Consider the following 23,884-nt stretch of genomic DNA (forward strand, 5'->3'; position numbering starts at 1 on the left):
CTTTACTGCCTTTCCCTCGTCGCTCTCCCTCAAGCCCAAGATCTCCGTGCTTTTCAAAAGTTTCACGCCAACGCTTCAAGCATCGCTTTGGCTGCTTCTTTCCCACAACACTCAAATCGAATCCGTGTTCCTCGAAAATTTGAGTGGGGAACTTTCCATTTTGATATTCACGAATGGCGACTTTCTTAAAATGAGGGTGATAGGTAATGGAACGATCTGAAACCCTTATCACATTTGGGTTAACCTCCAGCTGTTTCATTTCCAAATTTGAATATAGTTGTTTACTCATAATTCCATCCACTCCGTTCATAAACTTATTTTCATTATAAACGGGTTAAATTTCTTGAGATAGAAATAACCCGAATAACGGGGCACTTTTTTTATAAGTGTCCATTATTCGGGTTATAGTTCAGAAACAGGGGTTTCTCTACAAGCTGAGCCCCCTGTTTTTAGAACAGGGGGCTGATCTTTATTTGCGGGTTCTTCGCGCGTATGGATAGATTGGATCTTTCAATTCAAACTCATAGGTTTCACCATCAACGATACCGACGACTTTGTCGCTGTCGTACAGATCGAGCATGAAGTGGGCCATTTCTTTTGCCGTGTGGAACTGCGGAATATTTCCTTCATAATCGAAGTTTTCGGTGTCCATGGAGCGGTCGGCGAATTCGGTTTCTGTCGCAGCCGGTGCAAGGACTTTGGCCTGCATTTTCGCTCCTTTGTCCTCAAGCTCCTGCGCCAATCCTTCTGTGAAGGCACTTACGAAGAATTTTGTTGCACAATAGGTCACAGCATCCGCTACAATCGTATAGCCTCCGCCGGACGAAACGTTGATCAGCTGCGTTCCTTCGACTTCTGCATAATCCTGAGCATACAAGGATGAAAGAATCGTAAGGGCTTCGTTGTTCAAACGGAGCATGGATTCAATTTTAGGAAGCTTCTGTTCTCCAACCGCCGCAAAATTTCCAAAGCCGGCGTTGTTAATGAAGGTCTCAATGTCAAGGTCTTTCAAGCTTTCATAAAAATCATAGACGTTTTCGGAAACGGACAAGTCAACTTCACGGATAATTACGTCCAACTCAGCGTTGATATTATGGACTTCCTTTTTCAACTGTTCCAGCTGCTCCGTTCTGCGGGCGGCAATTACGAGGTTTTTTCCGCGGCCGGCAAAAACGAGGGCCGATTCATAGCCAATCCCTGAGCTTGCTCCTGTAATAACCGTATATTTCATCATTGATCCCTCCAATAGTTTTGGTACACTGTTATTGTAGACCTTAGAGTGAACTCTAAGTCAAATCATAACTGTAAAGATGGAGGAAGCCGATGTATACCATCAGTGAAACGGCCGAAAAACTCGGCATGAGTGCGCATACCCTCCGTTATTATGAAAAAGAGGGAATTATCGCACCACAACGGAATGAAGCAGGGATCAGGGAGTTCGATGAGCAGCATATTCTCTGGCTTCAGTTCGTGAAGAAAATGCGCGAAACCCAGATGCCTGTGACGCAGATTAAAGCCTATACCAAGCTGTTCCAGGAAGGAGAGCATACGGCCGGTGACAGGCTGAAGCTGTTGGAAGAGCATCAACAATATATTAAGGACCAGATTGAAACACTGCAGGCGACAGATGAAATGCTGACGAAAAAAATCACGGCATATAAAAAAGCCATGAAAGGCATTTTGAATTAATCCTGTTGTCACCCCCGGAATCATCCGGGATTTTTTTGCATCATATGTAAAGCACCCTTGACGTTAAGTTACCTTTACAATAAAATGGAAACAATTGGAGGTGGAAGTGTGGAAAACCGACTGGCTGAATTTAGAAAGAAGCATGGATGGTCACAGGACAAACTCGCAGAAAAGCTTCACGTGTCCAGACAAACGATCATTTCCATAGAAAAAAACAGGTATTCTCCTTCCCTCCCTCTCGCTTTTGAAATCTCGCGTACGTTTGGTGTTTCTATTGAAGATATTTTTATTTACCGCGAAGGAGGACGAGAATAATGGATCATTATCCAAGGACATTCATCGTTTTAGGATCATTGCTCGGAGCTATGGGACTTTCTTTACTGATCATTGGACTGCTGGCTGACGGGTCTGTACAGGGTCATTCTTTTTCGATGCTGTCTTTATCGGTGCTTGCCTTCTGCATGAGTTACTTGTATCCACAGTTTAAGCAGAAGGATGAACGGATGAAGTCCATTCGTCAGAAAGCTGTTTCTTATGCCTTTACGGCCGGGATCGGATATATGCTCATCTTTTCCCTTTTAGCTGAGATGAATGTCCTGAAGATGGACGTGTCCAGCGTTCTTTCGCTGATCATCGCCTTGAGTATGACGACCTTGTTCCTGCTGCTTGTTTTCCTGGCACGTAAATATTGAATCAAAGGAGTGGGTATCATGAGGTGGTTTTTCCCTGTTATGTTTTTGCTTTCATTTGGGATCAGCTATTATATCTTGAAAAAGGAAACGACGAATGGATCTCTATCAAAAAAAGGCTTCTACCAAATCACAGTTTTCCTGCTTTTTATCTTCCTCCTGGCGTTCAGTGTCGCTGCCTGGGCAGCATGATCATTTTTCCCGGTCACCGGCACAAGGGGGTTCCGCTTCTTTTGTGTAAGACAGCTTACACTTCTGAGCGCAGCGGTAGTGGATCTATCTCTCCCGTGTTACATTGGATTTGTCTTCAAGAGAAGACCGAATATCACGAAAGAGGTGTTGGTATGATCAAATGGATGTTGTCCAAGATCACGAATAAAGCCCATGCTTCGCAAAAGCTGACTCAGAGAGAGTCGGAGAAAGAAGACCAGCTCCAGGCTTCTCAAAAAGCAGAAGGCTATGTTCGTGACTGTGATCCAGGCTGGTGCTGACCCGCTTAAATCAAGAAAGTGTAAGCTGTCTTACGAATGTGAAGCAGGAATGTTGCACAGATTTGATACAACTGATATATTTTTTCTGTACCAACCGGTTGGTCTAATTATTATTTATAAAAAAGAAAGATTCGAGAGGAGAATGATCCATGGCTAAAATGAACGAAAAAATCACAGCAGTATCTAAAGGTATGAAAACAGAAGGTGTTTCCGGAGAGCATAAGGTTGTTATTGATGAACCTGCAAAAATGGGAGGAACCGACGAAGGTGCCAACCCACTTGCAACCCTTCTTGTATCTCTTGCAGGGTGTGAAAACGCGATTGCAAACTTCGTAGCTAAAGAAATGGAGTTCGATCTTCAAGGCATCGACTTCGAAATTGACGGAGAACTGGATCCCCGAGGTATGATGGGAGAAGAAGGCGTCCGCCCTTACTTCCAGAGAATCACCGTGAACGCAACTGTTCACACAAGTGAATCAGAAGAGCGTCTCGCTCAATTCCAAGAAACGATTGATTCCCGCTGCCCTGTGTATACAACACTAAAAGCGGCTGACGTTGAAATGATCCCGAACTGGGTTAAAGCATAAATAATTTTTCCAACACCCTTTAAGTGTCATCTTAAAGGGTGTTTATTTTTGTAAGGCGGGTTACAGGTGGAAACTGACCGTGCCTGTATACTGAAGGTATGGGAGAAAGGGAGTTTCTAATGAATGTGCTGTATATCATGAATGGCTGTCCGCTCTGTGCCGAAGCTGTGAGGCACCTGAAAGAAGAGAAGTATCCATTTGAATCCGTCAGTATCCTTGAGGATCCACAGGCCCGGAGAAAGTTGAAGGAAACGATCGGAGAAGTGTATACGCCCGTTTTCTCTCAACATGGAAGGATGACGAAGGGCAAGGATATCCTGAACCTTACGGGGGAACGAATGTCGTCATGAGTAAGGATGAAGGCGGACGTGCGGCATAGGAAGTGCTGCACGGTCCGCTTTTATACCTGATATGATTCATTGAGTCGTTTTTAGAGAAATCAACAGTTATGGATATGCCTAACGTTGTTCCCATTTTGGGAAGTTTTTTTATGATTAGCAATGGACATACCTCTAAGGAAAGTCATTTTTATTGAATGCATCGGAAAGTCCTGTTACTGTTTAAATGCTTATTCAGGATGAAAAGGAGGGACAAGTGTATGAAGCAGTTATTCTTATATTTGTTCGGTATACTCATATCGAGTCTTGGCATTGCGTTTTTCATTAAAGCGGATGTTGGGGTTGGCACGACAGACAGCGTCGCAGTAGGCTTGTCCTCCCATATACCAATTAGTGTAGGGGTAGGAATGATGACAGTCCATGTCACGGTAATTCTTTTAAATAGTGTTCTTGGAAAGACGATCCCATCCTTATTTGTATTTATTCCAATTGTTCTGAGAGGGGTAACCCTCGACTTGTGGAATTTCCTTCTTACAGATTTCCAGCTGGAGTCGCTCGTCTTAAGATGGGGACTCTTATTCGTTGGAATTGCCTTCATGGGAATTGGTATTGGGTCGTACCTACACACGAATCTCCCTAAAATCCCTGTTGATGAACTTATGCAAACATTGATGAAGAAAGATGGACTTTCTCTTAGAGTAAACCGAAATCTCTATGAGTTTTCCTTGCTTGTCATCGGGTTCCTACTTGGGGGGCCAATTGGAATCGGAACGTTTGTTATCTCGTTCTTACTAGGTCCATCCATTCAATTCTTCTATGAACGGTGGAATGACCTGATTTCACCTACAAAGGAACGACAATACGCAAGTACTTCCTAACTGCTGAAAAGCCAATTCTAATGAGAATTGGCTTTTTCTTTAGAAACAGAACGGACTCTATTTCTCGAGGATGAGAGTCACGGACAAAAACACTTGAGAACCAAGCCACAGTTTTTTAACTGTTGATACAGAAACAGAGTGGAAATCAAATTCAAGTCAGAAATGCCATCAATTTGAACCCTGCAATCCAATCGGTGTTTCGATCATAGATCTTCCACAAAAGGAGGAATGCTAGTGTGAAAAAAGAATCTCATTACATAGCACCTATAAAAAACGACAGCCATAGGGCTGTCGTTTTTCTTGTTTTAAAACTGTACTTCTTATTTTACTTATCCTCTAAATCTACTTTCAGGGCTTCTGCCATAATTTTAGGAAGATCGGTGTTGTCGATCAGGCCGTTGAAGGAATTCGACTGAGGGCCGTAGGCATAAACTGGAATGTCTACACCTGTATGTCCAGTACTGGTCCATCCGACAAGGGCTTTATCACTAACAAATTGGTTAATTGCAAGTTTTGGATCTTCAGATTCCCGGATTTTTTGAACATCTTCTTCGGACAGGTCAAAAGGTGTATGGCTCTCTACGACTTGTTCAACATTGGAACGATTTTCGTTTAATTCTTCAGCCATGAACGCACCCGTGGCAGTAACATCTTTCACAAGCTCTGGCTTGGTATCATACTCGCCATTGGATCCAACGGTCATACCGCCGGTTTCATGGTCACCCGCTATAACGACAAGAGTGTTTCCATCTTCTTCAGCAAATTCAATGGCCTTTTCCACTGCTTGTTCAAAAGCTGCTGTATCCTTTAATGCCCATGTGGGATCATTATCGTGGCCTGCCCAGTCAATTTGACTGCCTTCAACCATTAAGAAGAATCCATCCTTATCTTTCCCAAGGATGTCAATTGAACGTTCGGTCATTTCTGAGAGACTTGGCTGTTCTGTATTTTCACGCTCCATTTCGGGTTTTAAGGGGCCGTCTGCAAATAAACCAAGAAGCTTTTCCCCTTCTTCTACATCAATATCATCAGTTTCCATTAAATCGTCACGCGATTCCACGTTTGTATATCCTGCTTCCTCAGCTTGCTCTAAAAGGTTTTCATCTTGTTGTTCGCCACCCTCAGACACCGGGAGGAAGAAACCTTTACCTCCGCCAAGCATCACATCGACATCGTTATCCAGCATTTGCTTAGCAATCTCAGGCTGATTATCACGCGACTCCACATGAGAGGCAAATGCTGCTGGTGTCGCATGGGTAATCGTTGATGTGGCAACTAACCCGGTAGCTTTTCCTTTTTCTTCTGAGGCTTCTAAAATTGTCTTCACTTGGTTTCCGTCGTCATCTAACCCTACCGTACCATTATTCGTTTTAACACTAGTTGCCATTGCTGTTCCGGCAGCAGCGGAGTCAGTTACCCTGGAATCATCCGAATATGTTTTATGGAGGCCTTTTAAATGTTTGTCCCAAACTGCATCTTCACCCTTGTACCAACGGTAACTTGTAGCGTAATCCGTGTTAAAACCATCAGGGATCATATAAATGACGTTTTCGACTTTTTCTTGGGAAGAACCTGCATGGTCAGGTTTTCCTTTCCCATCCCCTTCCTGGGCATCAGACTGTGGAACACATCCCGCTCCTACGCCCAAAATCAAACTTGCACTCATTGTAAAAACACCTAATTTTTTAAACATATGTATACTCCCTTTACTCATTTGATTCATCGAGAGTATACCAAGTACATATTTAATTGGTTTTAACGAAAAGTTAAGATCATTAAAAAAATGTATGTGTTTTGTAAATATCAAATACCTCTTGTATAAGAGAGGAATGGTATAAAGGGTGTCGTATGCAATCGGAAATAATGGCTGCCTCCCAGGCGTTGAGAATCCTGTATACTAGCCAAATGCACGGAAGCTTCATGCAGGAGAAAACCGGACACTCTTAGGAAAAGCGTCCGGTTTTTGCTTAGTTTACAGATAGATCATGGATGGATGTTTTCATATGTTTGGATAATTCCTGAAACATCTCCTCATTAAATTCCTTCACAGGGGTAATTTTAAAATCCTGATCATTTTTAAAATCAACATATGTGAGTTTAAATCGGGGTTCTTTTATGCTGATTGAGGTTCCTCTCAACCCCTGCACTTTCTGTACAGTCACACCCGCTATCCCACCAATCCGTCGGTACTTTTCTTCCTGACCGGAGAGAAAATTGCCGAGAGAATAGAAAACGAGACTTTGAGACCCATCGGAATTTTGAATCCATTCCGGCGGCTGGAGGACGTGCGGGTGATGACCAAGTATAATATCTGCTCCTTGTTCGGACGCATAAGCGGCCCATTCCTTCTGATCATCACTCGGGAATCTTTCATATTCCTTGCCGAAATGTAAACTCATGACGACGACATCAGATTTGCTGGAGGCCCGCTTGATGTCAGAGGCAATCTGGTCTTTATCCATCCTGTTCACCAGGTAAGGCTTTCCATCAGGGGTCGGAATGCCATTTGTTCCATAGGTGTAAGCCAAAAAGGAGAAGGTGATGTCATTCTTACGGATCGTTGTGACCTCGTCTCTTCCCTCCGATGACAAGTAGGAACCTACCTTTTTAATCCCAAGTAAATCCCATTGGTTAATTGCGTTTTCAATAGCCATCACACCCCTGTCCAAAGTGTGGTTGTTGCTCATAGAAACAATATCAATGCCGTTGGTTTTTAACGTATCCCCTAATTCAAAGGGGGTGTTGAAGGAAGGGTAGGTGGATACGCCAATGTCTGAACCACCCAGGATGCTTTCTGAATTTGCGAATGTAATGTCAGCATTTGAAAGATGAGGAGAAACCTCATGGAACATAGGATCAAAATTATAGCCTGAAGACGTCTTCGCATCATTGTAAACTTCTTTATGGATTAACAGATCCCCCACGGCTGCGAGGGAAACTTCTGACACTTCTGTCTTCTTTATTGGTTTGTCCAGCGTTCTCATGTTGGATGACACACGTTTTTCCATTTCTGTTTTGTTCGGTTGGGAGAAGATGATGGAACCGCTAATGAAACTAATAACCAATATGAACGCTGAAATAATAAGCAGGCTTTTATTTTTCATCAAATCCTCCTAATTTGTCGATAATTTGATTCAATTCACCTGCAACCTTCAGGAATGACTTATGAATAATGGTAACGAGCAATTGCAGGACTTCTATAAGCAGGTACATGGGGTTTTTTCAAAGGTAATAAGCCGTATCGTTTCGACATATTTTTATTTTATTATAAAAGATTCGTTAATTATAGGTAAAATATCTCATTATTTTTTATGCTTCCCTAATATATATGAAAAATGTAAAAATCAAGAGACTCTTTACTTCAGAAGAATGATCCAATAGGCTCTTTTGTTAGGTTGAATAAATAATTGGATAGGAATAAATAGGCAATTATCCTGAACCTATTTATAAAAAGATCACACTGTAATATCAAATTTAACTTTGGATATATTGAAGGCAAGTTTTCAACTAAAATGAGCCATTCTTTCACAGAAGAATGGCTCATTTTTATATGTTTCAAGATGAATTAAAAACTTAAGGGTGATTTGGTTGTAATTTCCACATGGATATAGATTTGATAGGATTGAATTATAATTTTTTTAACGGGATGGTAGTTCAGGTATCAAAGCTTTTGTTATGGGGGATGGTTGCCCATTGCTGAAATCACTAACGAAGCTAAAGGTGAAGGTTAATACTAAAGTATTTTGAAAAGGAGTTTAAATGAAGAAATTATTCAAGTATCCGTTCATCATCATTTACTTATTTATGTTTAGTTATCTAGGAAGTATTTTTGAAGTTCCAAAGAATATCTATTACATACTCATCGGGTTTCCATTATTATTAGGAGGAGTTTTGTTCCTGCGATTTTTAGTTGAAAGAAAGTCATGACTTCATATCCATATGTAAAAAATGAATGAGGGGAGAGTTGGAAATGTGGATCATACTTGCGGTTATATCGATAGTGGCAACTTTCATCAACCTATATCTGTATCTAGCAGGAAAGGAATACAAGTTTGCCATGGCAGTGGGATTGTCTTTCACATCACTAACCCTCTGTGCTGAATACAGTCTTGTATCCCAGTGGGTTATAGCGGAAGATTGGGCAGCTTTATTAGATGTCGTGCCGGGGATGGAAAGGGCCTTGTGGTCTCTGACGATTGTCTCTATCATGCTGAATACAGCACCTGTACTACTGGAAATGAAAAGGAAGAAATAATAGCTTACTTATCTCTCCTTTAGATGGAAATAGGAAGGGATGAAAAGAAGGGTTTGACTTGTGAAAAAGAGAATAACAGAGTATAACTTTTAGGGAGTGGAGAACCATGTTGACGAAGGTAGGTCAAATCATGTTATATGTGAATGATCAGGATGAAGCCGTGGATTTCTGGACACTTAAATTGGGGTTTCGTGTAATTTCAGAAGAAGACAGTGGTGAAGGATTGAGATGGATCGAAATTGCTCCCCGGGAAAGTGCTGAAACCACCATTGTCCTTCACAACAAAGATATGGTCGCCAAAATGTCTCCTGGGCTGAACCTCGATACACCTTCCTTAATGTTCTACTCTGATCATTTTGACCAGTTACATAGTGATCTGCGAAGCAGAAAAGTAACCGTAGGAGAAATTATGAACAGGCCATCCGGCAGAGTGTTCAATTTTGCCGACAATGAAGATCATTATTTTGCTGTGATGGAGAAAAAATAGTGGCATCTGATCGATATACAAAGAGGAGCTTCCCCGTTGGGAAGCTCCTCTTTGTATTTGAACATCCACACCGAAAGAAAAAAAGGGAAGTTTCCAGCTTCAAGAGCTTCCATGCAGCAATTCCTCTGTTTTATCCGCATCGATGGAAAGATAGCGGACTTTTTTTATATACCCGTCTTTTTTCAATTGGCTCATCATCGCACTGGTCGTCTCCCTGGTGGCTCCGATCATGTTGGCGAGATCCTGGTGGGTGAGTTTCATTTCTATGGTCTGCCAGTTTTTCTTCCGGCGGCCGGTTTTCTGACTCAACATGAGCAGCAGGTAAAGGAGACGCTGCTTCACATCACTGAGGGCGATTTTTTCACTCAGGCTGTAAACATCCTTCAATCGTGAGGAAAGAATGTCAATCAGCTTCAGGGCTACGTGGGGGTTCTCCTTGATGAAGCTTTCATAGTCCTCATGGCTCAGCGTACAGAGATACGTATCGGTCATAGCTTCTGCATAGGTTTGATCATCCGTCAGACTGATGGTGGAGGTTTCTCCGAAAATGTTGCCGTCTACTAGTATATCCACCGTAAATTGGCGGCCGTCTTCGTTCATGCGGTACAAGCGCACCTGCCCCTTTTTTAAAAGGAAAAGCACATCCATAGGGTGATCAGGGGAAACGATCACCGTTCCTTTTTTTACGGGACTCATTTCACTCATTTGGTCAATACTCATTAATTCATCCTTGGATAGTTCTTCAAACAAACTGATCTGGGAAAGCAGGGTCAGCTTATCCATTCGTGTTCACCTCATATCTTCCTTGAAGTACAGGAAATTGAATCATTGATAAGATAGGGAAATCTTTCTCTATGATAGCAGGATTGGAGAGAGCCGGGCAATGAGCGGATCAGAGCATTGTCTGTTTTCCTGCAGGCGTGTTATCATTATACAACTTGACCAACTGGTTGGTATAACTGCAGGAAGGTGAGGCAGATGAGTCAAAAAAAACAACAAATCATATGGACAGCTGCTAAGCTGATTCATGCGAAAGGCTATGAATCGACAAAGCTGAGTGACATTTTGGCAGCGTGCGGTATTGGCAAAGGCCAGTTCTATCATTATTTTACTTCGAAAAGGGAGCTTGGGCTGGCCATAGTCGATCATTATGCGCAGATGTGGCAGGATGAGCTGATTGAAGGCATTCTAAAATCCGGCCGATCCCCGGAGAGGAAAATGGAAGAAATGCTTCAGTGGGCGATTCAGTTTCATGAAACGCCGGAAAAGCTTCACGGTTGTCCGTTTGGAAACCTTGCGCTCGAGATGAGTGAACATGATGAAGATTTCCGGGTGAAAATCAACCGCATTTTCTCTGACTGGATTGAAGAGCTGACACAGGTGATTGAAGCTCTTCAAGGTGAAAAGCAGGCAAGGCAGAAAGCGCGAATGGTTGTCGCTCAGATTGAAGGGGCGATTCTTCTTATGAAGAACAATCAGGACTCCGAGGTTCTCCTTGATATTATTGATGGCATCCGGCAGGAATATATCAGCAGCTAATAGAGGCTGCGAGTCTCTTTTTTATACATGGAAAATGGGAAACGCCCCTCTCCATGGTTCTTTCACGATGGAAAAAGGCATACACTTTTCCATGAACCAGATGACAATGATTCTCAAATTCATTGACACACTATACGTAAGCCCATACACTAGATAGTAGGAAAATGATAGTTTTCTAAAAAATTCAACATCTATATATGAATGAAGAAACAAACGGAGACCTTTTTGGACGTTGAATGAGGTCTTGAGATAAAGTAGACGGTTTAAAGGTTTAGTGAGAAAAAAAGGAGAGGTCAGGTCATGGATACCTTATTGGCAAACAATCTCACACTTGGATATGGGGACTCGGTCATTATTGACTCTCTTGATGTGAAAATACCGAAAGGGAAAGTAACGGTCCTGATCGGAGGGAATGGTTGTGGCAAATCGACACTTCTCCGTTCCATGGCACGGCTGTTAAAGCCGAAATCCGGTCAGGTGGTACTGGATCAGAAGGATATTTCCAAAATGAGGACGAAGGACGTGGCCAAGAAGATGGCCATTCTTCCACAGAGTCCAACGACGCCTGAAGGATTGACCGTGTACCAGCTTGTGAAGCAGGGGCGTTATCCTTATCAGGGATTTGCTAAGCGCTGGTCGGATGATGACGAAGAAGCGGTTACGCGTGCGCTCAACGACACGAATCTTATGGAATTGAAGGATCGCTCTGTTGACTCCTTATCCGGAGGACAGCGGCAGCGTGCCTGGATTGCCATGACATTAGCTCAGGATACGGATACGCTCCTTCTTGATGAACCGACGACATATTTGGATATGACGCACCAAATTGAAATTCTGGATCTTCTTTTCGATTTGAACCAGGATAATGGCCGGACGATTGTGATGGTTCTGCACGATATTAACCTGGCATGCCGGTATGCGGATCATATCATTGCAGTTAAGGATAAGACGGTTTATACACAGGGGCGTCCCGAGGATGTCGTAACCTGTGATATGATGCAGCATGTATTTGAAATGGTCTGTGATGTGAGGGAGGACCCTCTTTTCGGCACCCCGATGTGTATTCCACACGGAAAGGGACGTTGTCTGATTAAACAGGCACAGGCGGAAGCGCAGGCCCAGCAGAAACAAACCGTATAGATTTCGAAGCAGCCGGGAACATCCGGCTGCTTTTTTTGTCGCTGTTTTTTCTTTGGAACAAGGGGATTGGTTCATTTGAATAGAAGTGTACAGAAGAGACAATAAATCTTAGATATATGGAAGATTCATGTATAGGGAACAGGGAGGAATTAGGTGAAACAGATAAAAGAAGCAGAAGGTACGGGAACTATGGAGGGGATCAGTAATCATATTCCCTATGATGATCTGCTTCCCATGTTGATGAACGGAATTTCTGATTTTATCTTTTTTGTGGACGTAGATGGGCCGCGTCGTTTCAAATACCGGTATATGAACAAGTCTGCTTTGATGGGTTCCCTGGCCGGTGGCGCAGTTTGGAAAGGAAAATACATAGAAGAAGTAATGGATGAGAATGCAGCACCGCCACTTATTGACGCGTATGAGGAAGCCGCTCAGAAAAAGGGTCCGGTTACGTACGAAGATCAGATCATGGTGAACGGGAAGGTGTTCCGGAGTCATTCGGTTCTGACACCAACGCTGAACGAAGAGGGGGACGTGACACATATTCTGGCGGTGACGCGAAACCTCACCGAGGTGATGGAAAAGGAAGAGGCGCTTGGAAGTATGAATGCAGTATACAAATCGTTGATGACAAATACAACGGATGCCGTTATCATCCTGGATAAAGATGGAAGCGTACTGGATGTGAACAAGGCTTTTACGGAGCTTTACGGTTTTTCGAAAGAAGATATATCCGGATGCTCCTATCCGTTTGTGCCGGAAGATTTAACTGATGAAGCATGTGAACTCGTCCAACAGGCATTGGAAGGACGTGGAACATCGGGCCGGACAACAATCCGGAAAAACCGGGATGGTTCGCTGTTGGATGTGTCTATCAGTGTTTCCCGCATCCAGAATGAAGAAGGGGAAACCATCGGGGTCAGTTCGATCATCCGGAATGTGACAGAGGAGAAGAATGAGGAGCGGAGACGGGAAAGCAGTCGATCACGCTACCGTTCCTTATTTGAACACAATCCTCAGGCCATTTTAACACTGACCTTCCGCGGTACCATAACCAACGCGAATCCGGCCAGCCTTGAAATGCTTGAAAAAGAAGGACATGAAGTGCTGCATACCTCCTTTATGGAATTGATTTCCAAAGAACAGGAAGGCGCTGTGCGAAAGGAAATTCATGGTTCATTCTTCGACACCGGCGGTCAGTTCCGGACAGTTGTGGATGTAGGAGGAGAGGAGAAAATCCTCCAAATCTCTTTAGTCCCAATTATCATTCAGGATAAGAAAGAAGGCATCTATGCTATCTTGGATGACATCACGGAAAAGGAAAAAGCCTATGAAGGGATGCGCCAGAGTCAGGAGAGCTTCCGCTTGATCGCCAATTACTCCAATGATTTGATTTCTGTCTTCTCTCCCAAAGGCGCCCTGATCTACGCCTCTCCTTCCCAACATGAGTTTTTCGGGGAAGACCCTATGAGCTGGTCCAGAGAAAACCTGATGCAGAAGGTTGATCTTGGTGACCTGCGCCGTTTGACGGACCTTTTTATCAAGAGCTGCCAAACCAAGGAAGGATTCACCATTACAGTGAAATTGACAAGCTTCAACGGTGAACCCGTCTGGTTTGAATGCCGCGCAACACCTGTCATCGATGATGACCATGAAGTCAGTCACATTGTCGTAGTGGCCCGGGATATATCGGAACAGAAGAGTTATGAAGAGAAGCTGGAGAGGTTCGCCTATTATGATTATTTAACCGGTCTTCCCAACCGCCTTCTTTTCGAGGAAAACGTATGGAAAGCCGTTGAAAAGGGGCAGCGGACAGGCCAGGCGTTTGCGATTTTATATTTGGACGGTGACGGCTTCAAAGGCATCAACGATCAATATGGACACGACATGGGTGATGAATTTCTAAGGGAGGTTGGAAAACGGCTCCGTTCCTGTATTCGAGGAGGCGACTCTGTGGCGAGAATCGGTGGGGATGAGTTTTCCGTCCTGGTTGAAGAACTGAAGGACCGCCGTCTGATTCGTGATGTATCGAATAGATTGTTAAATGAACTGCGTGAGCCTTACTATGTCAGAGGTATGGAAATCCGGACGTCTTTTTCCATCGGTGTGGCCTGCTTTCCGGAGGACGGAGAAACACATGAAGGATTGTTCCGAGCTGCTGATACAGCCTTATACGAAGGTAAAAAGAAAGGGAAAAACCAAGTGTTGTTTTTTGAAGATCAATAGGAAAAAAAGGAGTCCGTGATGGACTCCTTTATTGTGGGATATTTGTCAGGTTATCAATGATATAAGTCGGTTCGATGCCGAGTTCCGGCCACTTTTGTTCCTTCCGGTTCACCCAGGCGGTATGGAACCCGTAGGAAGTGGCTCCAGTGATGTCCCATGGATTGCTGGAGAAGAATAGAATTTCTTCTTTTTTCAGTCCGAGTTTTTCCTGAGCATAGGCATAAGCTTCCGGATGCGGTTTGTACACCTGAACATCATCGGCACTCAGCAGCTGGAAGGTATCGGACAACTGGTTATTTTCAAGGAGCGGTTCAAGCATGGAGGTCGTTCCATTTGAAAAGATGGTGAACGTCTTGTCCGGATGCTTTTCGCTCATAGAAGCAACTTCTTCATAAGGGGAAAGGTGCTGGTATTCCTCCATCAGCTCACTCACGACCTCTTCTTTCACTTCCACACCACTTGTGGACAGGGCATCAAGAAGCGCCCATCTTGTAATATCCGTAAAAGGACGGTAATCTTGAATCAGCTGACGGACAAGGAAATAATGAATCTGGTTACTGCGCCATTTCTGACTGATGGCTTCCCCTTTTTCCGGATAGAACTGATGAATTTTTTCCATCACGCTGTGCACGTCAAAGACTGTGCCGTACGCGTCAAAAACGTAAGCTTTATACATAACTTCGACTCCTTTCCATGTTGTATGTTTCCCTCGCGGCTGAAAGGATAAACAATGGTCGAGGGAAGATAAGGGAGATGAACGCATGAACACGTTACACCATGGATACTGGACCTTTTTCGCCACCCGGAAAAAGAAATATACCGGGTGGTTCGTGTTCGGAAGTATCCTTCCAGACATCGTTTATTATGTCATGTTTTTATATTTGAGCGTAAGTAGAAGGGCCTGGGAGGTAGCGGATGATGAGAACCCGATGCGCTCGCTGTTCCATCTGGTCTACGATCTATTTGAACACCCGGTCGTCTTTATTCTGCGCCAGGCCGGCCATTCTGTTTTCGTCTGGGCGGTGGTTTTTGTTGTGCTGCTCGTTTGGAAGGGGAGGAAATTGAACGCATGGACAGCCCTCGCCTATGGCTGGCTTGGACATATCGTTCTGGATCTGCTCACCCATGTGGAAGATGCCGTGCCGATGTTTTACCCAGTGAGCAGCTACACGTTCCGTGGACCTGTTTCCTATTGGGACGATGACTACCATGCTGCGGCTTTTTCCCTTGTTAATACGACGCTCATCGTCCTCTCACTCATCTTTATGTTCGTGAAAAAAGTGAAGGACAAACGTTCGTTCACAAAAAGTTCATGAGAGTTGGGTGCGCTTTCCTTTATCGAATCCACTGTTTTCATGATATGATTTACATGTAATTCTTCTGTTACATGTCATGATATAAATAGAGAAAGGGTAAGACGATGAAGAAATTTTCTATTCTTACAACGTTTGTCACGTTCCTCGCCCTTATCCTGGGAAATCTTGTCGTTGCGACAGACTCCGGGGACGCGTGTGGAACGTCATGGCCGTTTTGTAATGACCGGATCATTCCTGATTTCACGGATTATCACGTCATTATCGAATATTCCCACCGGTTGATGGTGCCGCTGCTTATTGTACTGACGGGCCTCAATGCGATAGGAGCCATTTATAAGTACCGAAAAAATAAATCTGTATTTGTTCTCGCTGTTCTCAGTCTGGCCCTGCTCGTTCTTCAGTCCATTATTGGCGGATTGAACGTGCTGCTTGGGACACCGCCTGGATTTACGACCTTTGATGTCACATTCAGCCAGCTTCTTTTAGTCGTCCTTGTGCTGCTGAGCTACAGTCTGCATGAGACGAAAATCGAGCTGGACAGGAGCCGCTGGTCTTCCATTGCGATGAGTTACCGGACGTTCCTGATCGGTTACGGGCTGTATGTCCTGCAGGTAATTTTAGGCGCCTTCTTTAAACACAGCCGTGCCAGCAATGTGATGATGGACATTCCGGCCGTGGAGTATTTGATTACAAGCGAATCAATGGCGAATGCTGTCTATTCGCTGCACTGGGTGGCGACGGTCGTCATTATCGTAGCCGCTGTTTATTTCGTCATTTACGCATCGAGGTTCAAATATCACATCTCGCTGTCGTGGTTGTATTTGATTTCGATCCTGATGAATGCGGCCGTTGGATTCATCATTGTAGTGACAGGGAATGTCGTACTGGCATCCTCGATCCATATGATCATTTCCACGATAACGATGACCATTGGCGCCTGTATCCTGGGCGGGTACTGGTTCAAACTTCAGAAAAAGTCCTTAACGGTAGAATAAAAGCACGAGCGGATGCGTCCGCTCGTGCTTTTTTATGAGGATTTATTGAAACAGCTGCTGGATTTCTTCTTCGCTCAGTGATGTTAGCATGGATTCTCCAGGCTGGATGATTTGATCGACGAGGTCGCGTTTTTTCTGTTGAAGCTGATAAATCCGCTCCTCGATCGTTCCTTCGGATATCATCCGGATCACCTGGACGACTTTTTCCTGACCGATCCGGTGGGCCCGGCCGGCTGCCTGTTCTTCAATAGCCGGGTTCCACCAAAGGTCATAAAGGATGACCGTATCGGCGCCGGTCAGATTGAGTCCGGTCCCGCCGGCTTTCAAGGAAATAAAGAAGGCGTCTTTTTCTCCGTTGTTGAAGGCTTCGACCATTTCCATCCGTTTTTCTGATTTTGTACTGCCATCTAAATAGAAGGCATCGAGACCCTTGTCAGTCAGCTCTTTGTGCATCAGGGTCAGCATGCTGGAAAACTGCGAGAAAATCAGCATCCGGTGGCCGCCGGCTTTCATTTCCTCCGCCAGGTCTTTCAATTGCTCCAGCTTTCCGGACTGGCCTTCGTAATTTTCAAGAAACAGGGCGGGATGACAGCAGATCTGCCGCAGCCGTGTAAGTCCTGCAAGGATTTCCAGTTTTCCGCGCTGAATCCCTTTCGTAGCGATCGTCTCCTGGATATCGTTTTGGATTCGTTCTAAATAAGCCAGGTACACTTCTTTTTGTTCACGGGTCAGCTCCGAGTATTGAACCGAATCAATTTTGTCCGGGAGTTCATCAAGCACTTCGGTTTTCATCCGTCTCAGAATGAACGGCCGGGTCATTTGTGAGATCTTTGCCGGTTTCAGCTGCGTGAACTTCTTTTTACTCGTAAAGAATCCGGGCATAATGGCGCGGAACAGCGACCACAGTTCCTGCAGCGAGTTTTCGATCGGCGTTCCACTCAATGCGAATCGGTGTCTCGCACGCAAGGACCGGACGGAAGAGGCTGTTTTCGTTGATTCGTTTTTGATGGCCTGGGACTCATCAAGGACCATGACGTGAAAGTCCTTATCTTCGTACTGCTTAATATCCTGACGGAGCAGGGGATAGGAGGTGATCCAGACATCTTTACCCTCTGCCTGTTCAAAGGCGGCCTGGCGTTCTGAAGGATCACCGGTCATTACCTGCACCGTGAGGGAAGGTGCGAATTTTTCGAGCTCCTTTTTCCAGTTGTAAACAAGGGAGGCTGGAGCGACGATAACAGCTGGAGCGGTTAAAGATCCCTCCTGCTTTTCATCGAGAATGTAGGAGATCGTCTGCAGCGTCTTACCAAGCCCCATATCGTCAGCGAGGACGCCGCCGAGCCCGTAATGACTGAGCATCTTCATCCACCGGAATCCTGTCAGCTGATACGACCTAAGGTCCGCCTGGAGGTTCTCGGGTGGATCAATTTCAAAGGACTGAGGAGACCGGAGCCGGGTCACCAGTTCTTCATAACGGTTGCTGCGGTCGGCAAGGTTCGTATCCAGCGCTTCATCCACCTGCAGGCTTCGTGCAGCGGCAACCTGAAAATGGTTGTCCTCCACATCTCCGGTGGTTAAGTTCAAGTCCTCCACAAGCCGTTGGAAACGCTCAAATGAATCAGAGGTCAAGGACATCAGCGCACCATCGGATAATCGGTAGTATTTTTTCCGTTCAATGACCGCCTTTAAAGCTTCCGTTACATCGTCCGTGCTGATGCCTTCGATGGCAAAGCTGATATCGAGCCAGCTGCCATCGGATTCAAGGTCAATCGATGCCTGCAGCTCATGCTGCTGATCATCAAACAGTGACCGGACCGCTGCGGATAAGAATACGTCACTGTAATTCTTTAAAGATGGCAGGTATTGATAGAGGAACGTTTCCAAGCTATCCTCGTCTTCTAAATACACCATCTCCCCATCAAATTTGAATTCGGCGGATTCAATAATCTGCATGATGTTCTGCTCCGTCTCAAAGTCGCGCTGAACAATGGTCTGTCCCGGGCGTTCCTTATCGTTAAAAGGGTCAATGACGAGGTCACCGTAATGAAATTTCACATCGATCGTTAATGTCCACTGCTGGAAATCAAGATACACTTCAGCCCGGAGGTCTTCCTGGTTGATTTTCTGCTGGGCGGACGTGTCCAGATTCACATCAGCAATCGTTTCCAGTTCCGGCAGGACATACGAAACGATTCCTTCCATATCATTATGGCTGATCGTATGGCTGCCGTTGGAGTTGTAGGGAAGGATGGAATACAGCGTCCGGATCACTTCCTCCTTTTCCTGAGCGACGGGATAGAAGCTTCCTTCCTTATAAAGCAGGTGGTAATCAGATAAATAATCATAATCCTTTAAATGGTTCATATGCATGTGGAAATGTCCGCGCTCTTCCGATACATAAAACGTTAAATCAGGAAAAGACTCTTCGTAGTGGAGTAGACCCGCCTGGCTGCCGCGCTCGATGACCTCCGCCTCCTGCTTTTCCAACAGGGGCAGAAGCTGGTGGACGAGGGCGGGGGAGATTTTCAAGATCTTCTGTTCAGCGGTATTCCACTGCTGTTCAAAAAACTGCTCCTGCTCATACGCCCTTTGAAGCAGCTGGAATATGGCCTGATCCTCTTCCGAAAACGTATGTTCAGCAGGATCGTACGTAAACGATTTGGTCAGACGGTAGGGCTGCTGCTTTCGAATGTACTCCAACAGTTCGCGGATATTTTTAATGACGTAGGGGTATTTCTCTCCAAGCTTCAATTCAATCCCGAGGCTGCGTGCGCCGAGAATGGATTGGATGTGCAGGGAATATTGAATGCGCAGCGGCTTTTTCGTGTCCATCCCTGTCCGGCTTTCCTGTTTTTGACGGAAGGCTTCGAATAGACTGACCGCAAACATCCGGTCCTGGCTTGTCGTCCGGGGCGAACGGCTTCGGCCCTTGTCAGCCAGTTTCGGAGCAAGCTCCTCCAGGGCTCTTTCGCGGATGGCAATCAGTACCGCGGCGATATGCTTGCACGTATAATAGGTGGAGTAGGCGGCACACTCACACGTGGCCTCCACATCATCATCCTCAAAAAAGAAGACGCGCACCTCATAATCATGAGTGCCCGCAACAACAGCACGCCAGGAATGGATGGCGCTGTTATGGGAAAGGCCGTACACTTTGCCAGATTCAAAATATTGTTTTCCTCGTGAATAAAAGGCTTCACCGGTAATTTTCTTTATATCTTTCGGTTGTAATAAGTAGCTCTGCATACTTGGCATCCTTACTCTCAGTTTTAGTTTCATTATAACAGGTTTAAGCAGTCCAGGAGAACGCCCCGGCCTTTGGAATCCTGTTCTGGTGATTGATTTTAATGGTTGGTTATGCTAACTTTCAATGTATCATATAAAAAATACGAGGAAGGCGCTTATAAGTCTGAGCGCTTTTTTTATGGAGTGAATCAGATCATGTAGGACGTATATCCTTTCCACCCCATTCATATAGAAATTTTTAATACGACGGAGGATATCACGATGAATGATATACAAAATGAAATGAAAAAACGCCGCACGTTTGCTATTATCTCCCACCCGGACGCCGGTAAAACGACGATGACGGAGAAAATGCTTTTACTGGGTAACTTGATCCGTTCTGCGGGTACAGTCAAAGGGAAAAAAACCGGCAAATTCGCCACATCCGACTGGATGGAAATTGAGAAACAGCGTGGAATTTCCGTAACTTCCAGTGTGATGAACTTCCCTTATAAAGACTACCAGGTCAATATCCTCGACACACCTGGTCACGAAGACTTCAGTGAGGATACGTACCGGACGCTGACAGCCGTAGACAGTGTGGTCATGGTTATTGACGGAACAAAAGGAATCGAAGCGCAGACCTTGAAGCTGTTTAAAGTGTGTAAGATGCGCGGGATTCCCATCTTCACTTTCATTAACAAAATGGACCGGGAAGGCCGCGAGCCGTTTGAATTGATGGAAGAAATCGAAGAGACGCTGAACATCGAAACCTATCCCATGACATGGCCGGCAGGGATGGGCAAGCGTTTCCTTGGTGTGTTTGACCGCCAGAACGAGCAGTTCGTCCAGTACACAGGGAATGAGGAAGAAGAATATATTCCTTATGCTGAACTTGACCAGCACCCGGAGCTGACCGAAAACGCAACGTATAAGGAAGCGGAAGAAGAAATGATGCTTGTGGATGAAGCCGGGGAAGATTTCGATATGGATAAAGTCATGCGCGGAGAACAGACCCCTGTCTTCTTCGGAAGTGCCCTTGCCCCGTTCGGTGTGGAAACATTCTTCAACAGCTTCATTGATATGGCACCGGAGCCTGCGCCAAGGAAGTCGACAGAAGGCGTCGTTTCACCGGATCACGAGGAGTTCTCCGGATTCATCTTTAAGATCCAGGCGAATATGAACCCGCAGCACCGCGACCGTGTAGCCTTCGTAAGAATCTGCTCCGGCAAATTCGAGCGGGGGATGAACGTGACGCTTTCAAGGACTGGGAAATCCTTTAAGCTCGCCCAGTCCCAGCAGTTTGTTGCTTCTTCAAGAGGGACGGTCGAGGAAGGCTATGCCGGAGATATCATCGGTATCTATGACCCGAACGTGTACCGGATCGGTGACACGATCGTTACAGGGAAATCCAAGTTCCAGTATGATGAACTGCCACAGTTCCCGCCTGAAATCTTTAAAAAGGTGACCGCAAAAAACGTCATGAAGTCCAAACAGTTCCGTAAAGGGCTCGAGCAGCTCGTGCAGGAAGGCGCGATCCAGCTGTTTAAACGCTACCGCTTTGAGGATTACATCATCGGAGCGGTCGGTGAACTTCAATACGAAGTGTTCGAATACCGTATGAAAAACGAATACAATGTAGATATTGAATTGACACAGCTTGGGGAAAGGATCCCACGCTGGTTGAATGAGGATCAGGTGGATGAATCATTGTTCGATGAACGGAACATGCTTGCCGAAGACCGGGAAGGCAATCCGCTTGTCCTGTTCAAAAATGACTTCTCCCTCCGTTGGTTCAAGGATAAGAATCCGGATATTGAACTGACCGATTTATTTGAAGTGAACCAGTATAACCAGACATTCTAAAAAATGAAAATAAAGCACTCTGCGTTGAGCAGAGTGCTTTTTATATGGCTGAAGGTGGGTATAATGAATGGTTAGAAACATCTTTTGGATAACCAGGACCGAATGTTTGTTCGATGGATGTTAGAATGATAAACTGATGTGGTAAACTAAAGTGTAACTAGTAAGGAACGGAGGTTTTCGTCGTGGATGAGAAGTTTGAGTTAGTTTCGAAATTTTCCCCACAGGGAGATCAGCCGAAAGCCATTGAAAAAATGGTCGAGGGGATCCAGAACGGGAAAAAGCACCAGACACTGCTGGGCGCCACAGGTACCGGAAAAACGTTTACGATGTCCAATGTGATTGCACAGGTGAACAAACCGACCTTAATTATTGCCCATAACAAAACACTGGCTGGACAGCTGTACAGTGAATTCAAGGAGTTCTTTCCCAACAATGCTGTCGAGTATTTTGTCAGCTATTATGATTACTATCAGCCGGAAGCATATGTTCCCTCTTCCGATACCTTCATAGAAAAAGACGCCAGCATCAATGATGAGATTGATAAGCTTCGACACTCGGCTACCTCTGCGTTGTTCGAGCGCAATGATGTCATCATTGTTGCCAGTGTCTCCTGCATATACGGCCTCGGTTCTCCAGAAGAATACCGGAGCCAGGTGCTTTCCATCCGTTCCGGTATGGAAAAGGACAGAGATCAGCTTCTCCGCGAGCTTGTGGATATTCAATATGCCCGTAACGACATCGATTTCCAGCGCGGAACGTTCCGTGTCCGCGGGGATTCTGTGGAAATCATCCCCGCCTCCAGAGAAGAGCATGCTATTCGTGTGGAGTTTTTCGGAGATGAAATCGATCGGATTCGTGAGGTGGATGTGCTGACAGGTGAAGTGACAGGTGAACGGGAGCATGTCGCTATCTTCCCGGCTTCCCACTTCGTCACACGGGAAGAAAAATTGAAAAAAGCCATTGCCAACATTGAAGCAGAAATGGAAGCGCGTGTAAAAGAACTGCGTGACCAGGAGAAACTGCTGGAAGCCCAGCGTCTCGAGCAGCGGACGAACTATGACCTGGAAATGATGAGAGAGATGGGATTCTGTTCCGGTATCGAGAACTACTCCCGTCACTTGACGTTCCGCGAAGAAGGGGCGACACCTTATACGCTGCTTGACTTCTTCCCCGACGATTTCTTAATTATGGTGGATGAGTCGCACGTGACCCTTCCCCAGGTAAGAGGGATGTACAACGGGGACCGCGCCCGTAAGCAGGTGCTTGTTGATCACGGGTTCCGACTTCCATCGGCCCTTGATAACCGTCCGCTCATGTTCCCTGAATTTGAGGAGCATATCAACCGGATTGCTTATGTATCCGCAACACCTGGACCTTATGAGATTGAACATACTCCTGAAATGATTGAACAGATCATCCGGCCGACAGGACTGCTTGATCCTGAAATTGAAGTGCGTCCCATCCACGGTCAGATTGATGATCTTGTCGGGGAGATTAATAAGCGGAAAGATGAGGACGAGCGCGTGCTTGTCACGACCCTGACGAAGAAAATGTCCGAGGATCTGACAGCGTACTTGAAGGACCTCGGGATTAAGGTGGCGTATCTGCACTCGGAGATTAAAACACTGGAACGTATTGAAATCATCCGTGATCTGCGGGTCGGAAAATACGATGTCATTGTAGGAATCAACCTGCTGCGTGAAGGGCTGGACATTCCTGAAGTTTCACTCGTGACCATTTTGGATGCGGATAAGGAAGGCTTCCTGCGTTCCGACCGCTCTCTGATTCAAACGATCGGCCGGGCTGCGCGTAACGAAAAAGGCAGAGTTATCATGTACGCGGATAAGATGACGAAATCCATGCAGTTTGCTATCGATGAAACCTATCGCCGCCGTGAAAAACAGATGGCTTACAATGAAGAGCACGGCATTACACCACAGACCATTAAGAAAGAGGTCCGTGATGTGATTAAGGCAACCGCCGTCGCTGAAGAAGATATCAGCTATGAGACAGGCAAGAAGCCTTCGGAAATGACGAAGAAGGAACGTCAGGAAATGATCGACAATATGGAAACAGAAATGAAGCAGGCTGCGCGTGACCTCGACTTTGAACGGGCCGCTGAGCTGCGCGACATTCTGCTGGAATTAAAAGCGGAGGGATGAT

At 45.4% G+C, this 23,884-nt stretch carries 23 protein-coding genes and 1 pseudogene; 17 read left to right on the forward strand and 7 right to left on the reverse strand.

The window, feature by feature from the left end; translation table 11 throughout:
• Positions 1-310 (reverse strand): annotated as a pseudogene (locus H615_RS22635) (IS3 family transposase); the annotation flags it as partial.
• A gap of 159 nt (positions 311-469) precedes the next feature.
• The gene (locus tag H615_RS0117050; protein WP_027956269.1) at positions 470-1,231 is read right to left on the reverse strand and encodes an SDR family NAD(P)-dependent oxidoreductase; all 762 of its coding nucleotides are present in this window, start codon (positions 1,229-1,231) and stop codon (positions 470-472) included.
• Between the two features lie 92 nt (positions 1,232-1,323).
• Between H615_RS0117050 and H615_RS0117055 the strand changes: the two genes are divergently transcribed.
• From H615_RS0117055 to H615_RS21590, 8 genes are all read left to right on the forward strand, one after another.
• On the forward strand, positions 1,324-1,689 hold the full coding sequence (locus H615_RS0117055) for a MerR family transcriptional regulator (RefSeq protein ID WP_027956270.1): 366 nt from the start codon (positions 1,324-1,326) through the stop codon (positions 1,687-1,689).
• Between the two features lie 108 nt (positions 1,690-1,797).
• A complete protein-coding gene (locus tag H615_RS0117060; RefSeq protein WP_027956271.1) occupies positions 1,798-2,004 on the forward strand; it encodes a helix-turn-helix transcriptional regulator in 207 nt (68 codons plus the stop codon).
• Positions 2,004-2,381 carry a hypothetical protein gene (locus H615_RS0117065; RefSeq protein ID WP_027956272.1) on the forward strand — a complete coding sequence of 126 codons (378 nt, stop codon included), beginning with the start codon at positions 2,004-2,006 and terminating at the stop codon, positions 2,379-2,381. Before H615_RS0117060 ends, H615_RS0117065 begins: the two co-directional genes overlap by 1 nt.
• A gap of 18 nt (positions 2,382-2,399) precedes the next feature.
• Positions 2,400-2,570 carry a hypothetical protein gene (locus H615_RS22405; RefSeq protein ID WP_156896518.1) on the forward strand — a complete coding sequence of 57 codons (171 nt, stop codon included), beginning with the start codon at positions 2,400-2,402 and terminating at the stop codon, positions 2,568-2,570.
• 152 nt (positions 2,571-2,722) lie between these two features.
• Positions 2,723-2,869 carry a hypothetical protein gene (locus H615_RS22410; RefSeq protein ID WP_156896519.1) on the forward strand — a complete coding sequence of 49 codons (147 nt, stop codon included), beginning with the start codon at positions 2,723-2,725 and terminating at the stop codon, positions 2,867-2,869.
• 149 nt (positions 2,870-3,018) lie between these two features.
• Positions 3,019-3,456: an OsmC family protein gene (locus tag H615_RS0117080; RefSeq protein WP_027956273.1), complete on the forward strand. Its 438-nt coding sequence runs from the start codon at positions 3,019-3,021 to the stop codon at positions 3,454-3,456.
• 119 nt (positions 3,457-3,575) lie between these two features.
• Positions 3,576-3,806 carry a glutaredoxin family protein gene (locus H615_RS21585; RefSeq protein ID WP_035532609.1) on the forward strand — a complete coding sequence of 77 codons (231 nt, stop codon included), beginning with the start codon at positions 3,576-3,578 and terminating at the stop codon, positions 3,804-3,806.
• Positions 3,807-4,054: 248 nt separating this feature from the next.
• Positions 4,055-4,672, forward strand: a complete 618-nt coding sequence (locus tag H615_RS21590) for a YczE/YyaS/YitT family protein (RefSeq protein ID WP_051254761.1) — start codon at positions 4,055-4,057, stop codon at positions 4,670-4,672.
• Between the two features lie 325 nt (positions 4,673-4,997).
• Here the strand turns inward: H615_RS21590 and H615_RS0117095 are convergent, their stop codons facing one another.
• Together H615_RS0117095 and H615_RS0117100 are read right to left on the reverse strand one after the other, a co-directional pair.
• The gene (locus H615_RS0117095) at positions 4,998-6,365 is read right to left on the reverse strand and encodes an alkaline phosphatase (RefSeq protein WP_027956274.1); all 1,368 of its coding nucleotides are present in this window, start codon (positions 6,363-6,365) and stop codon (positions 4,998-5,000) included.
• Between the two features lie 274 nt (positions 6,366-6,639).
• The gene (locus H615_RS0117100) at positions 6,640-7,776 is read right to left on the reverse strand and encodes a CapA family protein (RefSeq protein WP_027956275.1); all 1,137 of its coding nucleotides are present in this window, start codon (positions 7,774-7,776) and stop codon (positions 6,640-6,642) included.
• A gap of 866 nt (positions 7,777-8,642) precedes the next feature.
• Between H615_RS0117100 and H615_RS0117110 the strand changes: the two genes are divergently transcribed.
• The gene (locus tag H615_RS0117110) at positions 8,643-8,927 is read left to right on the forward strand and encodes a hypothetical protein (protein WP_027956276.1); all 285 of its coding nucleotides are present in this window, start codon (positions 8,643-8,645) and stop codon (positions 8,925-8,927) included.
• A gap of 106 nt (positions 8,928-9,033) precedes the next feature.
• Positions 9,034-9,414, forward strand: coding sequence for a VOC family protein (locus H615_RS0117115; RefSeq protein WP_027956277.1), 381 nt, complete (start codon positions 9,034-9,036; stop codon positions 9,412-9,414).
• Between the two features lie 99 nt (positions 9,415-9,513).
• Here the strand turns inward: H615_RS0117115 and H615_RS0117120 are convergent, their stop codons facing one another.
• On the reverse strand, positions 9,514-10,197 hold the full coding sequence (locus H615_RS0117120; RefSeq protein WP_027956278.1) for a Crp/Fnr family transcriptional regulator: 684 nt from the start codon (positions 10,195-10,197) through the stop codon (positions 9,514-9,516).
• Positions 10,198-10,392: 195 nt separating this feature from the next.
• Between H615_RS0117120 and H615_RS0117125 the strand changes: the two genes are divergently transcribed.
• The 3 genes from H615_RS0117125 (at position 10,393) to H615_RS0117135 (ending at position 14,319) form a co-directional block, all read left to right on the forward strand.
• Positions 10,393-10,953 (forward strand): TetR/AcrR family transcriptional regulator, encoded by a 561-nt coding sequence (locus H615_RS0117125; protein WP_027956279.1) that lies wholly within the window; start codon positions 10,393-10,395, stop codon positions 10,951-10,953.
• A 300-nt stretch (positions 10,954-11,253) separates the two neighbouring features.
• Positions 11,254-12,093 (forward strand): ABC transporter ATP-binding protein, encoded by an 840-nt coding sequence (locus tag H615_RS0117130; RefSeq protein ID WP_027956280.1) that lies wholly within the window; start codon positions 11,254-11,256, stop codon positions 12,091-12,093.
• A 153-nt stretch (positions 12,094-12,246) separates the two neighbouring features.
• Complete coding sequence (locus tag H615_RS0117135; RefSeq protein ID WP_027956281.1) at positions 12,247-14,319, forward strand: sensor domain-containing diguanylate cyclase; 2,073 nt, start codon at positions 12,247-12,249, stop codon at positions 14,317-14,319.
• Between the two features lie 28 nt (positions 14,320-14,347).
• Here the strand turns inward: H615_RS0117135 and H615_RS0117140 are convergent, their stop codons facing one another.
• The gene (locus H615_RS0117140; protein ID WP_027956282.1) at positions 14,348-14,995 is read right to left on the reverse strand and encodes a haloacid dehalogenase type II; all 648 of its coding nucleotides are present in this window, start codon (positions 14,993-14,995) and stop codon (positions 14,348-14,350) included.
• Between the two features lie 85 nt (positions 14,996-15,080).
• Between H615_RS0117140 and H615_RS21895 the strand changes: the two genes are divergently transcribed.
• Complete coding sequence (locus H615_RS21895) at positions 15,081-15,635, forward strand: metal-dependent hydrolase (RefSeq protein ID WP_027956283.1); 555 nt, start codon at positions 15,081-15,083, stop codon at positions 15,633-15,635.
• 104 nt (positions 15,636-15,739) lie between these two features.
• The gene (locus H615_RS0117150; protein WP_027956284.1) at positions 15,740-16,630 is read left to right on the forward strand and encodes a COX15/CtaA family protein; all 891 of its coding nucleotides are present in this window, start codon (positions 15,740-15,742) and stop codon (positions 16,628-16,630) included.
• Between the two features lie 42 nt (positions 16,631-16,672).
• Here H615_RS0117150 and H615_RS0117155 read toward each other — a convergent pair whose 3' ends face one another.
• Positions 16,673-19,876, reverse strand: coding sequence for a DEAD/DEAH box helicase (locus H615_RS0117155; RefSeq protein ID WP_027956285.1), 3,204 nt, complete (start codon positions 19,874-19,876; stop codon positions 16,673-16,675).
• A 261-nt stretch (positions 19,877-20,137) separates the two neighbouring features.
• Here H615_RS0117155 and H615_RS0117160 point away from each other — a divergent pair, with 261 nt between their 5' ends.
• Positions 20,138-21,721 (forward strand): peptide chain release factor 3, encoded by a 1,584-nt coding sequence (locus tag H615_RS0117160; RefSeq protein ID WP_027956286.1) that lies wholly within the window; start codon positions 20,138-20,140, stop codon positions 21,719-21,721.
• Positions 21,722-21,903: 182 nt separating this feature from the next.
• Positions 21,904-23,883 (forward strand): excinuclease ABC subunit UvrB, encoded by a 1,980-nt coding sequence (gene uvrB, locus H615_RS0117165; protein WP_027956287.1) that lies wholly within the window; start codon positions 21,904-21,906, stop codon positions 23,881-23,883.
• Position 23,884 lies beyond the last annotated feature (1 nt).

It is taken from the genome of Halobacillus kuroshimensis DSM 18393, from assembly GCF_000425705.1.
GTDB classification, from domain to species: domain Bacteria; phylum Bacillota; class Bacilli; order Bacillales; family Halobacillaceae; genus Halobacillus; species Halobacillus kuroshimensis.